We start from the raw sequence: 12,678 nt of genomic DNA on the forward strand, positions 1-12,678 counted from the left end.
GTCCCTGATCTCTCGGCGCTGAAAGACTACATCTCACGAGGAGTGAACACGATCAACGAACCAAACATTTGGCCGTCTCTTACCGGTAAAGATTCGACCTAAACACTATGAGGGCTCCCAGCGTTATCGAACGCTCGTCAACGCGGTCTCCGAGGGAATCTACCAGCTTGACACTGACGGACAGTTCGTTGCGGCTAATGATAGCTTCGTTGAACTAACTGGCTATGTTCGTGAGGAACTCCTCGGCGAACACGTCTCTTTGATTTTCGACGCCGACGATGTAGAGCGCATCGAACAGGAGATTCGCGAGCAATTGGCAGGCGCCCAGGAGGCGAGTTCTCCGTTCGGACTCACGGTGACAACGGCCGATGGGGAGCGTCGACGCGTCGAACTCCAGGTCAGCCTGCTCGTCGAGGAGGGACAGTTCCACGGCGTTGTCGGCGTCACTCGAACCATCCTCGAAAGCGACGACCAGCGACCGGAACTAGAGTCGGGGCGGGAGTCCTACGAGACCATTACCAGCGTCCTCAACGAGGCGGAGGTCGGCGTATTTGTCCTTGATGAGGAGTTCGAGGTCGCCTGGATCGATGAGACTGCGGAGCGATACTTCGGGCTCGACCGTGAGGAGGTGATCGGCCGTGACAAACGTGACCTGATTAGGGAGACGATCCAGGAGCGCGTTGCCGACGGCGACCGGTTCGCTGATACCGTGTTAGCGACCTACGATGACAACAATTACGTTGAGCATTTCGAGTGTCGGATCACGGCCGGAGACGACCGTGAAGAACGGTGGCTCGAACACCGGAGCAAACCGCTGGAATCGGGGCGATACGCTGGCGGCCGCGTCGAACTGTACTACGATATCACGGACCAATACTGGCGCGCGTATCAGTTGCGCCAGTTGAACCAGGCGGTTCGTGAATGGCTCCAGGAGACGGACCGCGAAGCGGTCGCCGAACGGGCATCTCGCCACCTCCAGACCATGCTGAACCTCGAAATCAACGGTGTGTTCCTCTATGACGAGACCGCCGAAGAACTCCAGCCGGCAGCCTGGTCCACGCCAGCCGAAACCCTGTTCGGTGAGCTGCCAACGTTCGCGGAAGGCGAAGGGATCGCCTGGCGGGTGTTCGAGTCCGAGCAGCCAGAGGTGTACGACGACGTCCGGGAGGCGCCGGACATTTACGATCCCGAGACACCGGCCCGAAGCGAGATCGTTCTCCCGATCGGCGACCACGGTGTCGTCATCATCGGCTCCACAGAACAGAACGCCTTCGGCGACAACGATGTAATGCTCGCGAAAGTCGTCGCCTCCAGCCTTGAATCGACGTTCGATCGGATCCGGCACGAACGACGCCTGGAGCATGAGCGCCGACTCACGGGTCAGATCCTCGAGGCGATGCCTGTCGGGACAGTCGTGTTAGACGCGGACGCAACGATTACGCGGATCAATGAACGGGCGAGGGAGCTTCTGGATGTCACTGATCTCGACACGTTTTCACTGGGGGACAGACCGGTATACGACGAAACCGGCGAACAACTGTCGGTCGACGAGCGCCCGTTCGCACGGACACTTGCGACCGGTGAACCGATATACGATCACGTGCTCCAAGTTGAACGGGCGGCTGGTGGTCGCCGATGGCTGTCAGTCAATGCCGTCCCGATCACCGACGAGACCGGCGAAATCATCCGGGTTATCACGACGCAGGAGGATATTACCCCCCTCAAAGAGCACGAGCGCGAACTTGAGACCGAACTGAGGGAGATCTTCGGCCGGATTTCCGATGCAGTGTACGCGCTTGACGACGAGTATCGCTTTACCCACGTCAACCGGCGCGCCGAGGAACTCCTCGGGTACACGGAAGACGAACTACTGGGCGAACGGCTCTGGGAGGTGTTCCCCGAAGAGGCCGGGAACGCCGAGATCCGGGGCCGCTTCGAGACGGCGATGGAAACGCAGGAACCCACCAGCATCGAACAATACTCTGACCTACTCGAGTTCTGGGTGGAAGCAACACTCTATCCCTCCGAGAGCGGGATCTCGGTCTACTTCCGCGACGTCACTGACCGGAAGGAGCGCGAACAACAGCTCGAACAACACCGCGCGCTCACTGAAGCCGCCAACGACGTGATCGTCACGATCGATACGGATAGCACGATTCAGATGGTGAACCCGGCAGTTGAAGACGTGTTCGGCTACATGCCGGACGAATTAGTCGGGCAGTCACTCACTCGGCTCATGCCGGACGAGCTGGCCGATCGGCACCGTGCCGCGCTCGTGCAGTACCTTGAAACCGGCGAGCAAACACTCGACTGGAACTACATCGAGCTCCCGGGCGTGCGGAAGGATGGCACTGAAATCCCGCTGGCGATCTCATTTAGCGAGGTCGAACACGAGGGAGACCAGTACTTCACCGGCATTCTGCGCGATGTCACTGACCGCAAGGAGCGCGAAGCGGAACTCGAACGCCGGGCCCGCCAACAGCAGGTCGTGGCCGATCTCGGGCAGTTCGCGCTTGAGACCGACGATCTCGACGACCTCATGCACGAAGCCGCCGGGCGGGTAGCAGACGTCCTCGACAACGAATACTGTAAGGTACTCGACCTCGACCCCAACAAACAGGAACTGCTGTTACGCCAGGGTGTCGGCTGGCGGGAGGGGATCGTTGGAACCGCGACCGTCGCCGCTGACGACAACTCCCAGGCGGGCTATACGCTGCTTTCGGAGGAACCGGTCGTTGTCGACGATCTCGACGCGGAGACACGGTTCAGCGGCCCCGAACTGCTCACGTCTCATGACGTCTCGAGCGGTATCAGCACCATTATCGGCTCGGTCGAGGAGCCGTGGGGGATCCTGGGCACGCACGACGTCGACCGCCGGGAGTTCACCGACGAGGACGTCACCTTCGTGCAGAGCGTCGCTAATGTCCTCGCTGCAGCGATCGAGCGTCACCGGTATCAGGAGGACCTCGAGCAACTGGTCGACGACCTGGAGCGATCCAACGAGCGTCTTGAACGGTTCGCGTACGCCGCATCACACGACCTGCAGGAGCCGCTGCGGATGGTTTCCAGTTATCTACAGCTTATCGAACGCCGGTACGAGGATGAACTCGATACGGAGGGCCGCGAGTTCCTCGAGTTCGCGGTTGACGGCGCCGACCGGATGCGGGAGATGATCGATGCGCTCCTCGAGTATTCGCGGATCCAGACACAGGGGGATCCATTCGAACCCGTCGACCTGAACGCGGTGCTTGCGGACGTGCGCGAGAATCTGCAGATCCAGATCAGTGAGAGCAACGCTTCCATCACCGCCGAGACGCTTCCCGTCGTCGAAGGCGATGCCAACCAGTTGCGGCAAGTGTTCCAGAACCTGCTGGCAAACGCGATCGAGTACAGCGGTGACGCTCCCCCACAGATCCACGTTAGTGCTGAACGAGACGGCGCGGAGTGGATCATCTCGGTTCGCGACGAGGGGATCGGTATCGATCCCGACCACGCTACCCGGATCTTCGAGGTCTTCGAACGGCTCCACACGCAGGACGAACACGACGGGACGGGTATCGGTCTCGCGCTCTGTGAGCGGATCGTCGAACGGCACGGCGGCGAGATCTGGGTCGACTCCGAGCTGGATGAGGGAGCGACGTTCTCGTTCACGCTCCCGGGGGCCGACGACCCTACCGGATAGTGCCCGTGATGTGACAGCCACCACTACCGCTAAGCAGGTTGTTTCCGTCCGTTCACCTGCCGGTTTCGATCGACCGATACACAGGAGAGCGGCTCCAACCGACTCCACCGCAGCGGAGGAGAATCTGCCGTCTGAGTGTCGCTGTGTTTCACTAACCACAAGAATCAAGACGATCTAGACGTCTTCCAGAAGTATGATTCCACCCTTGGCGCACGAAATAGTGCTCTTCGTCCCGATACTCCGCTCGTTGTTCACGCTCCTAGCTATCATCCTGATTCTGCTCGTTCTCCACAAACTCCTCTCGTAGCGTCCATCCGGTGCGTTCGCTTTTCAGGTATGCTTCCGAAAGCTTATACCAGCCACAGGTAGAGACCGGATAGATGGCAGATTCACTGACGCACGGACGACGCGAGTATCTCAAGTGGGCCGGGGGTACTGTGACAGCAAGTAGTATCGGCCTCGCTGGCTGTCTCGCGAGCAGCGATGCAACGGGCACGCTCGCGACCCAGGTCACGGACCAGCCCGGTGATATCGCCGACTTTGAGTCCTGCGTCGTGACGATCGAGGGAATCTGGGTGAAACGACGTGAAGACACCGATGATGAGGACGACACGGGAGGAGATCACAGCGAGGACGGGATCGATGAACAGGACAGTGATGACATCGATCAGGGGGAAGACCGCCAGTACCATGAGTTCGATGCGCCACAGGAGGCCGATCTCGTTGAGCTACAAGGCGAAAACACGCAGTTGATCGATGAACGGGACCTGTCTGCTGGCGAGTACGAGTTCCTCCAGCTCGACGTTAGCGATGTCGCGGGAGTGCTCGCAGACGGGGGCGATGCAACCGTCTCAACGCCAGGTCGAGCCCCGCTGCAGTTCAACCAGCGGTTCGAGATTCGCGACAGCGAGCAGACGACGTTCGTCGCTGATTTCACACCCGTGCGGCGTGGCCGAACCAACGAGTACGTCCTCCAGCCCGTCGCCGACGGGACGAAGGTAATCTACGAGAGTGAAGAAAGCGACTGACACCGATCCTCGATAGCAGTTCAAAAACACAGCGCTCCATTACTTCTTGTCGTAGTTCCTTTCGTTCGGTGTGATGATAATGGATAGTAGAATACGGATCCTTAAGTAGCAAGATACTGAGTTTGGATGTACGTGAATCGCGGGACGGCCCCGACCCTCGTTCGTAATACGATACCCTGTTGCACGCTTTCGAAATTAGGGCCAAAAACCAGATGATGTTGCAGGTTTCTCTGAACAGGGTTGGCTACTAATGCCCACATCCGGGTACCAAGCATCAACTAATTTTGCACATGCAACGGGCTATACGAACGAAATCATCTGCGCAGACCGCCGCGTCTTTATAAGGAATGCGGCGCTGTCTGTCGGATTCTGAGCGTTCGGAAAACGGATGGGCGCTGCAGGATTTGAACCCGCGACAGCTTGGTCCGAAGCCAAGTACTCTGTCCAGACTGAGCTAAGCGCCCGCACCCGTTTGTACCGCCGGGTTCCGTATAAGTGACTCGATTTTCGACAAGGGCGTCAGTGTGCGCCACAGTAGCCACGAGTCACGATCCCGGCCCGGAACGGACCGACCCAATCCACGCCAAGCCGTTCGAAGCAACTCGAGGGTCGAATTCCCGATGGTTGAAAATCAGCGATGGGGGTCTTTATGGGGAGTTCGTACGATCGAATATGACGGTGAACGAGGCCCCCATCCCCGACGACGGGCAGTCCGAGGACGAGCCCCTCGAGTTGCTCACGGATGACGAGGAGATCTGGACGGCCGTACCGGTTCACGCGACGGGGGACGACCGGATCACCAAGTGGATCTCGGTCGAGGACGACGTTCTCTGTGACCTCGAGGAGTGGCGGTAGCTGCGTGACGCGAGCGGCTGGCTCGGCGACCGACGGCTTTTGCGACGCGGATCGCACCGTTTAACCACCCTGCCTGACCACTCCTTGCTGTGCTATGACAGCGCGGGAGACGATTCGGGGGCTACTCGAGTTGACGCGGCCGGTGAACGTCGTCGCGGCGAGTCTGCTGACGTTTATCGGGGCGTTCGTCGCCGGTGGGGTTACCGGGAACGCCGAAAGCGTCGCTGCGGCGGTGATCGCCACGGGGCTGGCGGTCGGCGCTGGCAACGCGATCAACGATTACTTCGACCGCGAGATCGACCGGATCAACCGGCCGGAGCGGGCGATTCCTCGGGGGGCGGTCAGCCCGCGTGGCGCGCTCGCGTTCAGTGTCGTCCTCTTTGCGATCGCGGTCGTGTTGGCGCTGACGCTGCCGTGGCTGGCGATCGCGATCGCGGCCGTCAACCTCGTCGCGCTCGTCGCCTACACGGAGTTTTTCAAAGGGCTGCCGGGGCTCGGGAACGCGCTCGTGGCGTACCTCGTCGGGAGTACGTTCCTCTTCGGTGCCGCCGCAGTAGGGGAGGTCGGACCCGCGGTCGTGCTCTTCCTGCTTGCGGCGATCGCGACCCTGACTCGAGAGATCGTCAAGGACGTCGAGGACCTCGAGGGTGATCGCGAGGAGGGGCTGAACACGCTGCCGATCGCGATCGGCGAGGGGCGTGCGCTGTGGGTTGCGGCGGGACTGTTGGTGGTCGGGGTCCTCGCGAGTCCGCTGCCGTACCTGCTCGGGTACTTCGATCTCGTGTATTTGGTCCTGGTCGTTCCTGCCGACGTGATCATGCTCGCGGCGGCGGTCCGGAGCTTCGACGACCCGACGACGGGACAATCGTGGCTCAAGTACGGGATGTTTCTCGCCGCGCTGGCCTTTGTTCTGGGCCGTGCGGCGCTCGAGGCTGGTGGCCTGTAACTTGGTGACATGGGTTCGGATGCGGGATGTGGGATGCGGGATGGGAGCCCCATCGTCACCGCGACCGGACGCGAGACAGAGTCGCGTGCCGACGAGAACGCCAACGTAGCCCCTATCAAAAGGATTATAAACTGCTTCCCGTATTTTCTTACAAGACGCCGGTACGGAGATCGGGTCACGGAGACGGCCACGGACGGATGTGAGTATCTGGTATGTACGACCTCGTAGATGTCCTCCCGGACGCCGAAATCGAGCCGGGAACGAACGTTCTCGTCGCCGGTCCCCCGCTTACCGGAAAACGGGAGATCGCTTTCGACATTCTCAGGGGAGGGATGGAGAACGGAGACGGGACGATCGTCGTGACGACGAAAGACAGCGCCGACAAGGTTCTCGAGGAGTTCCCCTCGAGTAGCGACGCCGGCACGCCAAGCAGCGACCCCGCGAACGCGTCGACGAACGTCGGCGTCGTCGACTGTGTCACGAAACAGCGCGGGATCGGTACCGTCGAAGACGATCCCCGGATCAAGTACGCGTCCTCGCCGGTCGACATGACCGGCATCGGGATCAAGCTCTCGGAGTTCCTCCAGGAATTCTACGAAAATCGCGGCGTGACGCGCAACCGCGTCCTGATGCACTCGGTCTCGACGCTGTTGATGTACTCGGATCTTCAGACGGTGTTTCGGTTCCTGCACGTGTTCACTGGCCGCATCCAGAGTGCCGACGCGCTGGGGCTGTACGTCATCGATTCGACGTCCCACGACGACCAGACGATGAACACGCTCAAACAGCTGTTCGACGGTGCGATCGAACTCGAGCCGGACGACGATGGGGACGAGCTGGCGATCAAGACGGCTGGGTTGTCGGTGTAGGTCGGTTTCCGAGTGGTTGGTTGCTTTTTCGCCTCGTCGTCATACAGCCGCAATCGGGTCGTGACGCCGACAGACGTATAGGCGTGACTCGCGGTAGAGCGTCGTATGCCAGTCGACTCGGATCGGGAACTCGAGGCGGTACTCGCACGGGAACACGTCGCCGTCGTCGGTTGCTCGAGCACGCCGGGGAAGGCGGCTCACGACGTGCCGGCGTACCTCGGCGAACGGGGATACGACATCCACCCTGTGAACCCGTTTGCAGACGAGATTCTTGGACGTTCCGCGGTCGATTCGCTCGCGGAACTCGAGGACGGTGCGGCCGAGGTCGTCTGTATCTTCCGTCCGAGCGAAGAAGTAGCTGGTATCGTCGAGGGAGTCCTGTCGCGCGACGACGTGGCTGCGATCTGGACCCAGAGAGGGATCGCGGACGACGAGGCGGCTGCCCGCGCCGAGCGGGCCGGGAAGACGGTCGTGCAGGATCGGTGTATGAAAGTGGAACATCGGCGGCTGATCGCGTAGAGCCGCCCGACAGCGGGTGGTTCCGACGGGTCGATCGGTGTGGGAGCTGGTAGCTGATCCTTGCTTCCTGCTTCCTGCTTCCGAATCGCTGATCGAGCCCGCCATCTCGCACTGACGACTCTTCTCACCACACCCCTCGATATGCCGGGTTATCAGGCCTGTCGGCCGGCTCTGACCGTCACTACCGACAGAGACTTATTCGGCAGAGGAGTACGCGATACCAGTACCCATGTGTGATCGGTCCGGGAGCTGTACGAACGACGGGACGTGCCAACTCGTCCTCAAGAACCGGAATACGGGGATGGAGATGGTCGAACATCACTGTAAGGCTCATCTCGTCCTCCGTGTGTGGGAGGCCGAGCGGGACGACGAGCTCGATGTCGTTGACGCGACGACCCTCCGGCGATCGACAGCTTCGGGCTAACTGATCGATGGCGGCGTCCGGCCCCGACTGGAACGCGGGCCGAGACCGATCGGACGCTGCCGGTGAGCGGAACGGCTCGTTTTCACTCTGAACGAGGGGACCCGTCCGGTTCACCGACGCCTCTCGCCTCGAGTGTGGACGAATCGATCGACATCGACGACCGCTGGAGTATCGCCGCCGGAGCGACGGTGGTTCGTCGTAGTTAGGAGCTCCACTCGTCGAACGATCGGTAGATTCCCTTCGAGAGGTACCGCTCGCTCGAGTCGGGGAAGACCGTGACGACGGTGTCGTGTGGTGCGTCGATCTCGCCGTCGGCGATCCCGCGGGCGACGCGTTTCGCGGCGAGGCTCGCGGCACTGGCGCTCGAGGCAACCAGGTGCCCTTCCTCGCGGGCGAGTCGGACGAGTTCGTCGTGGGCGTCCTCGTCGGGGATCGCGTACACGTCGTCGACGAGTTCTGGATCGAACAACTCGTTCGTGCTGGGGTCGTGGGTTCCGATCCCTTCGATCTTGTACTCGTCTTCCTCGCGGTCCTCGCCGATCACCTCGCCGTACATCGACCCTTCGGGTTCGACGGCACCGACGTAGGTGTCGGGGTCTTGCTCGCGGGCGTAGCGAGCGATTCCCATGAGCGTGCCCGCGGTGCCACAGCCGGCGACGACGGCCCCGACCTCGCTGTCCAAGGCCTCGTAGATTTCCGGCCCCGTGGTCGCGTAGTGGGCTTCGGCGTTCAACGGGTTCGAGAACTGCTGGGGGACGACGGCGTCGTCGAGTTCCTCGGCCAGTTCGTGGGCGCGCTCGATCGCGCCGCCCATGCCGTCCTCGGTCGGCGTGTTGATGATCTCGGCACCGAGGGCGTTCATGAGCTGCTGTTTCTCCTGGCTGAACCGCTCCGGGACGACGAAGATCGCGTCGAGCCCGAGCTGTTCGGCCGCGATCGCCAGGCCGATCCCCGTGTTCCCCGCGGTCGGTTCGATGACCGTCCCGCCGGCCGGCAGCTCCCCGCGTTCCAGCATCCGCTCTAGCATGTAGCGGCCGATCCGGTCTTTCACGCTCGCGCCCGGGTTGAACGACTCGAGTTTCGCGTAGATACGAACGCCCTCGACGCCGTCCTGGACGCGAACGAGCGGCGTTTCGCCGATCGTCTCGAGTACCGACTCCAACGGTCGCTCGTGGGTCGTCATTGTGCTGGCAAATGTTGCCACTGTTGTTAGGTCTTGCTTTTACGCTCGAGGTCCCGTCGGAGCCCTAGTGAGGGCGGACGGGTTTCCCGCCGACGCCGTTCGAACGTGGGCCCGAGGCGGGGCGACGCGAGCGGAGGTGCCTGTAACGCGAACGGCGACGATGGGCCGATCGGGCGTGGGCCGTGACGACGCCGCGGTCGCGGCGTTACGTCTCGGCTTCGTCGGGCTCCGTGGCTTCGGCGTCCTCCGCCGAATCGGTCGTCGAATCGATATCGTCGATCGCGGCGTCCGCGAGGATCTCCTCACCGTCGATGCCCTGCTCGTCGGCGATCGCAAGCAGGAGTGCTCGCTGCTCGGTGAGCTGGTGATCGAGCCGCTTGACGGTGTCGTGGGTGTCGTCCATCTCTTCTTCCAGGCCGACGATCCGTTCCTGGAGTTTCTGTACCTGCTTGTACATCGCTTCCGCGCGGTCCGAGAGTCCCTGGAGCTTCTTTGCGGTACTACCGAGTCCCATACGCGTTCGATGTGTCGGCTCTGTAATGGGCCTTTTCCTCCGTTCCAGTCCCCACGCCCATTTCTATTTGGTACCAATCAGCACGGACGGCAGCCGGGCTTCGGGATCGACGAGATCGAACTGGCGAGCGGACATCGGGACGAGTCGATCGCTGCCGAGTACCCCAAAGCGTCTTCGGTCCGGCTGTCGACCGTCTCACGATCGTCGTTGGCGAACGATTGTCCTCGAGTACGGATCGGCAAGCAGCCGGTGACGGAGGTGTCGTCCGACGTGAGGAGTCGATTCGGACTGGCCCAGCGCGGACGGGGCGACGAGGGTCTCGTGGTCCCGAACCCGAATCGATAGCTGGAGGGAACTCGAGGGGAGGAACGAGGTCGAACTCGAGAGCGAGATCGAGGTAGAGGTCGAGATTGAGATTGAGATTGAGGCCAAGGCGAAGACCGGGGCGAGGACGAACCCGCTTCCAGCGTCGCTCGTCGAACCGAACTGGCGGCTGCAGCCATCCGAACCCCGTCTAGCTCGAGTCGTCCTCGACGTTCCTGGGCGAGCTTGAAGTCTCGGGCCGGCGTGGTATTGGACTGGGGACGCTACCAATGGTGGCGACTCCGTCGACATGCTGGCCCTGCTTCACCTGCTGTTTCCGACCCACCTGGCGATGGGGTACCTGATCGCCGTCTACAGCCGGTACCCGGTCGCGTACCTCGTGCTCGGGTCGGCGATGCCGGACCTCCTCGATCGATCGCTGTACTGGCTGGGGCTGACACCGTTTACCCACACGGTCGGACACTCGCTTGCGGTGGCGCTGCCGGTCGCGCTCGCTCTCGCATGGCTGTTCGGCACTCGAGGCGTGGCGTTCGCCGTCGGCTGGCTCGTACACATCGTGACGGACTTTCTGAACGTGCTGACGACGCGGGGGTTCTCCGAAACGGCGTACTACGTCCTGTTCCTTTCGCCGCCGCCCAGCGACGAGGTGACGTTCGCGACGGTGACGGTCGGGGTTCCCACGACCGAGATCACACACACGGTACACCCGGTGATCCTCGCCCTCGAGGTGGGGGTACTCTGCTGGGCGAGTGTCGTCCTGCTCCGTGACCTGTCCGTGAGTCGCCAAGGGCGGGCCTCCGACGAGTGACGGGGTAAGTATCCGGGATGACGGACCACACCGACCTCGAGCGACGGCTGGTACGGTTTACTGTGGACAACTACCGCCGATCGCCAACGGGGACGGTGATCGGCGGCAACTATAGTAGCCACTGCAAGTCAGTGCGCACCTGATCGCCGGACGGATCGGCGATCAGTGTGCAAATCGTTGCAGTTGGTACTATCGTTATAACACTCCGTACGACTGTTCGCTCGACGGAGCGGTGTCGATCGCCGTACTTCGATTCCGGGAGACGAAAGGCCCTTAAGGTGCAACCCCCTACGATGGGATGGATAGGTCGGGCAGTTAGGCCCTGCTCGTTACCCGCAGTATGGCCTTTAGCGGGGACCAAACGCCGTGGGCGTCCGGTCAGACCGGCCGGGGCCCCGGGAGCCAACGTGGAAGCCTCGTCCGTCGGGGACAGCGGTCCGCGGTGGCCGTCCGCAGGGACGTCCCATCGCGGTTAGCCGGCGACAGCCCATCAGGCGCGGAAGCGAGCAGTGGACCGCCGGACACCTGTCGCTCGACGGGTCGCGGGGTGGAGAAGGCAACTGGGATTCCCCCGACCGGAACGCCGGGCAATCGCGGAATCCACATTCATATCGCAGACTACTTCTCGAGCGACGGCTCCGACGCGACCGAAAGGCGATTGCCCGTCCGCGACCAGGCGTCCGTATGATCAGCCTCGCCCTTTCGGTCCAACAGTGTGACTGCCCGCTGAGTGCGGCAAGCGACGCACACGACGTCGCGTTCGTGACCCCCCACTGGCACTACGACCGGGACCGGGGCGATCTCGAACTCCGGGTTCTCGCCGACGCTACCGACAGAACGGCACTCGAGCGTGCACTCGAGATCGTTCGGGGCCACGAGGAGACCACGGACTTCGACCTGCTCGCCAAACGCGGCCGGACCGGCCGGGCACGGCTCACGATGGGGACGACCGACGTCATGGGAACGATCGTCGCTCACGGCGGCTACCTCACTGGCCCCTTCGAGAACGTCGACGGAAGCGAGCGCTGGGAGGTCGCGTTCGACGACGACGGAGCCGCCGAGGCCGCGCTCGCGGCGCTCGATCACCTCGAAGACGAGTGTGAGCTACGCAAGCGACGGAGTCTCGATCCCGAAACCGTTCTCGAGGACGTACACGCGGCTACAATCGGCTCGACGGTACTGGATCGCTCCCGGACCCTCACCGCGAGCGAGCGAGAAACCCTCCGGCTGGCCGTCGAGGCCGGCTACTACGACGTGCCCCGATCGGCGACGCTCGGTGATCTCGCGGACACCCTCGAAGTGTCCGATGCCGCCGTCTCGAAGGCACTACGGCGAGCCGAGCGGAAACTCCTCGAGCCGACGATGGCTGTCCTCGAGTCGGTCCGTCGCCGGGATCGGACGTAGCGGCTCCCCGCGACGCCAGGTTAACATCTCAGCTTTGAACGTTAGCGTCGGCTGTTGAGTGAACGAAAAGGTGGTCGATCTCTTGCATAAGGTCATCGACGTCACGATCATCGTTGTCTCGA

The 12,678-nt window shown here is 62.2% G+C and carries 11 protein-coding genes, 1 tRNA gene and 1 other RNA gene; 10 read left to right on the plus strand and 3 right to left on the minus strand.

Features of this window, described 5'->3' with window-relative positions:
* Positions 1–91: 91 nt before the first annotated feature.
* Together C446_RS08605 and C446_RS08610 are read left to right on the plus strand one after the other, a co-directional pair.
* Positions 92–3,682 carry a PAS domain S-box protein gene (locus C446_RS08605; protein WP_275039908.1) on the plus strand — a complete coding sequence of 1,197 codons (3,591 nt, stop codon included), beginning with the start codon at positions 92–94 and terminating at the stop codon, positions 3,680–3,682.
* A 380-nt stretch (positions 3,683–4,062) separates the two neighbouring features.
* Positions 4,063–4,710: a DUF4382 domain-containing protein gene (locus C446_RS08610; RefSeq protein WP_006672698.1), complete on the plus strand. Its 648-nt coding sequence runs from the start codon at positions 4,063–4,065 to the stop codon at positions 4,708–4,710.
* Between the two features lie 389 nt (positions 4,711–5,099).
* Here the strand turns inward: C446_RS08610 and C446_RS08615 are convergent.
* A tRNA-Arg gene (locus tag C446_RS08615) sits at positions 5,100–5,174 on the minus strand.
* A gap of 208 nt (positions 5,175–5,382) precedes the next feature.
* Here C446_RS08615 and C446_RS08620 point away from each other — a divergent pair.
* The 5 genes from C446_RS08620 to C446_RS08640 all read left to right on the plus strand — a co-directional run bounded on the left by C446_RS08620 (position 5,383) and on the right by C446_RS08640 (position 8,323).
* The gene (locus tag C446_RS08620) at positions 5,383–5,565 is read left to right on the plus strand and encodes a DUF7511 domain-containing protein (RefSeq protein WP_006672699.1); all 183 of its coding nucleotides are present in this window, start codon (positions 5,383–5,385) and stop codon (positions 5,563–5,565) included.
* Positions 5,566–5,659: 94 nt separating this feature from the next.
* On the plus strand, positions 5,660–6,511 hold the full coding sequence (locus C446_RS08625; protein WP_006672700.1) for a geranylgeranylglycerol-phosphate geranylgeranyltransferase: 852 nt from the start codon (positions 5,660–5,662) through the stop codon (positions 6,509–6,511).
* Between the two features lie 212 nt (positions 6,512–6,723).
* Positions 6,724–7,380 (plus strand): RAD55 family ATPase, encoded by a 657-nt coding sequence (locus C446_RS08630; protein ID WP_006672701.1) that lies wholly within the window; start codon positions 6,724–6,726, stop codon positions 7,378–7,380.
* A gap of 105 nt (positions 7,381–7,485) precedes the next feature.
* Positions 7,486–7,899, plus strand: coding sequence for a CoA-binding protein (locus C446_RS08635; protein WP_006672702.1), 414 nt, complete (start codon positions 7,486–7,488; stop codon positions 7,897–7,899).
* Positions 7,900–8,128: 229 nt separating this feature from the next.
* A complete protein-coding gene (locus C446_RS08640; RefSeq protein ID WP_006672703.1) occupies positions 8,129–8,323 on the plus strand; it encodes a hypothetical protein in 195 nt (64 codons plus the stop codon).
* Between the two features lie 202 nt (positions 8,324–8,525).
* Here C446_RS08640 and C446_RS08645 read toward each other — a convergent pair whose 3' ends face one another.
* Positions 8,526–9,506 (minus strand): PLP-dependent cysteine synthase family protein, encoded by a 981-nt coding sequence (locus C446_RS08645; protein WP_006672704.1) that lies wholly within the window; start codon positions 9,504–9,506, stop codon positions 8,526–8,528.
* 205 nt (positions 9,507–9,711) lie between these two features.
* A complete protein-coding gene (locus C446_RS08650; protein WP_006672705.1) occupies positions 9,712–10,020 on the minus strand; it encodes a DUF5798 family protein in 309 nt (102 codons plus the stop codon).
* A 613-nt stretch (positions 10,021–10,633) separates the two neighbouring features.
* Here C446_RS08650 and C446_RS08655 point away from each other — a divergent pair.
* From C446_RS08655 to C446_RS08660, 3 genes are all read left to right on the plus strand, one after another.
* Complete coding sequence (locus C446_RS08655; RefSeq protein WP_006672706.1) at positions 10,634–11,152, plus strand: hypothetical protein; 519 nt, start codon at positions 10,634–10,636, stop codon at positions 11,150–11,152.
* A gap of 295 nt (positions 11,153–11,447) precedes the next feature.
* An RNA gene (gene ffs, locus C446_RS17970) (signal recognition particle sRNA) lies at positions 11,448–11,759 on the plus strand.
* Between the two features lie 77 nt (positions 11,760–11,836).
* The gene (locus tag C446_RS08660) at positions 11,837–12,556 is read left to right on the plus strand and encodes a helix-turn-helix domain-containing protein (protein WP_006672707.1); all 720 of its coding nucleotides are present in this window, start codon (positions 11,837–11,839) and stop codon (positions 12,554–12,556) included.
* Positions 12,557–12,678 lie beyond the last annotated feature (122 nt).

Source organism: Halobiforma nitratireducens JCM 10879 (assembly GCF_000337895.1).
GTDB classification, from domain to species: Archaea; Halobacteriota; Halobacteria; order Halobacteriales; family Natrialbaceae; genus Natronobacterium; species Natronobacterium nitratireducens.

Coding starts and splice junctions, on each gene's coding strand:
- C446_RS08640 (WP_006672703.1), top strand. CDS start 8,129: ATGTGTGATCGGTCCGGGAGCTGTACGAACGACGGGACGTGCCAACTC.
- C446_RS08625 (WP_006672700.1), top strand. CDS start 5,660: ATGACAGCGCGGGAGACGATTCGGGGGCTACTCGAGTTGACGCGGCCG.
- C446_RS08655 (WP_006672706.1), top strand. CDS start 10,634: ATGCTGGCCCTGCTTCACCTGCTGTTTCCGACCCACCTGGCGATGGGG.
- C446_RS08630 (WP_006672701.1), top strand. CDS start 6,724: ATGTACGACCTCGTAGATGTCCTCCCGGACGCCGAAATCGAGCCGGGA.
- C446_RS08635 (WP_006672702.1), top strand. CDS start 7,486: ATGCCAGTCGACTCGGATCGGGAACTCGAGGCGGTACTCGCACGGGAA.
- C446_RS08660 (WP_006672707.1), top strand. CDS start 11,837: ATGATCAGCCTCGCCCTTTCGGTCCAACAGTGTGACTGCCCGCTGAGT.
- C446_RS08620 (WP_006672699.1), top strand. CDS start 5,383: ATGACGGTGAACGAGGCCCCCATCCCCGACGACGGGCAGTCCGAGGAC.
- C446_RS08610 (WP_006672698.1), top strand. CDS start 4,063: ATGGCAGATTCACTGACGCACGGACGACGCGAGTATCTCAAGTGGGCC.
- C446_RS08645 (WP_006672704.1), bottom strand. CDS start 9,506: ATGACGACCCACGAGCGACCGTTGGAGTCGGTACTCGAGACGATCGGC.
- C446_RS08650 (WP_006672705.1), bottom strand. CDS start 10,020: ATGGGACTCGGTAGTACCGCAAAGAAGCTCCAGGGACTCTCGGACCGC.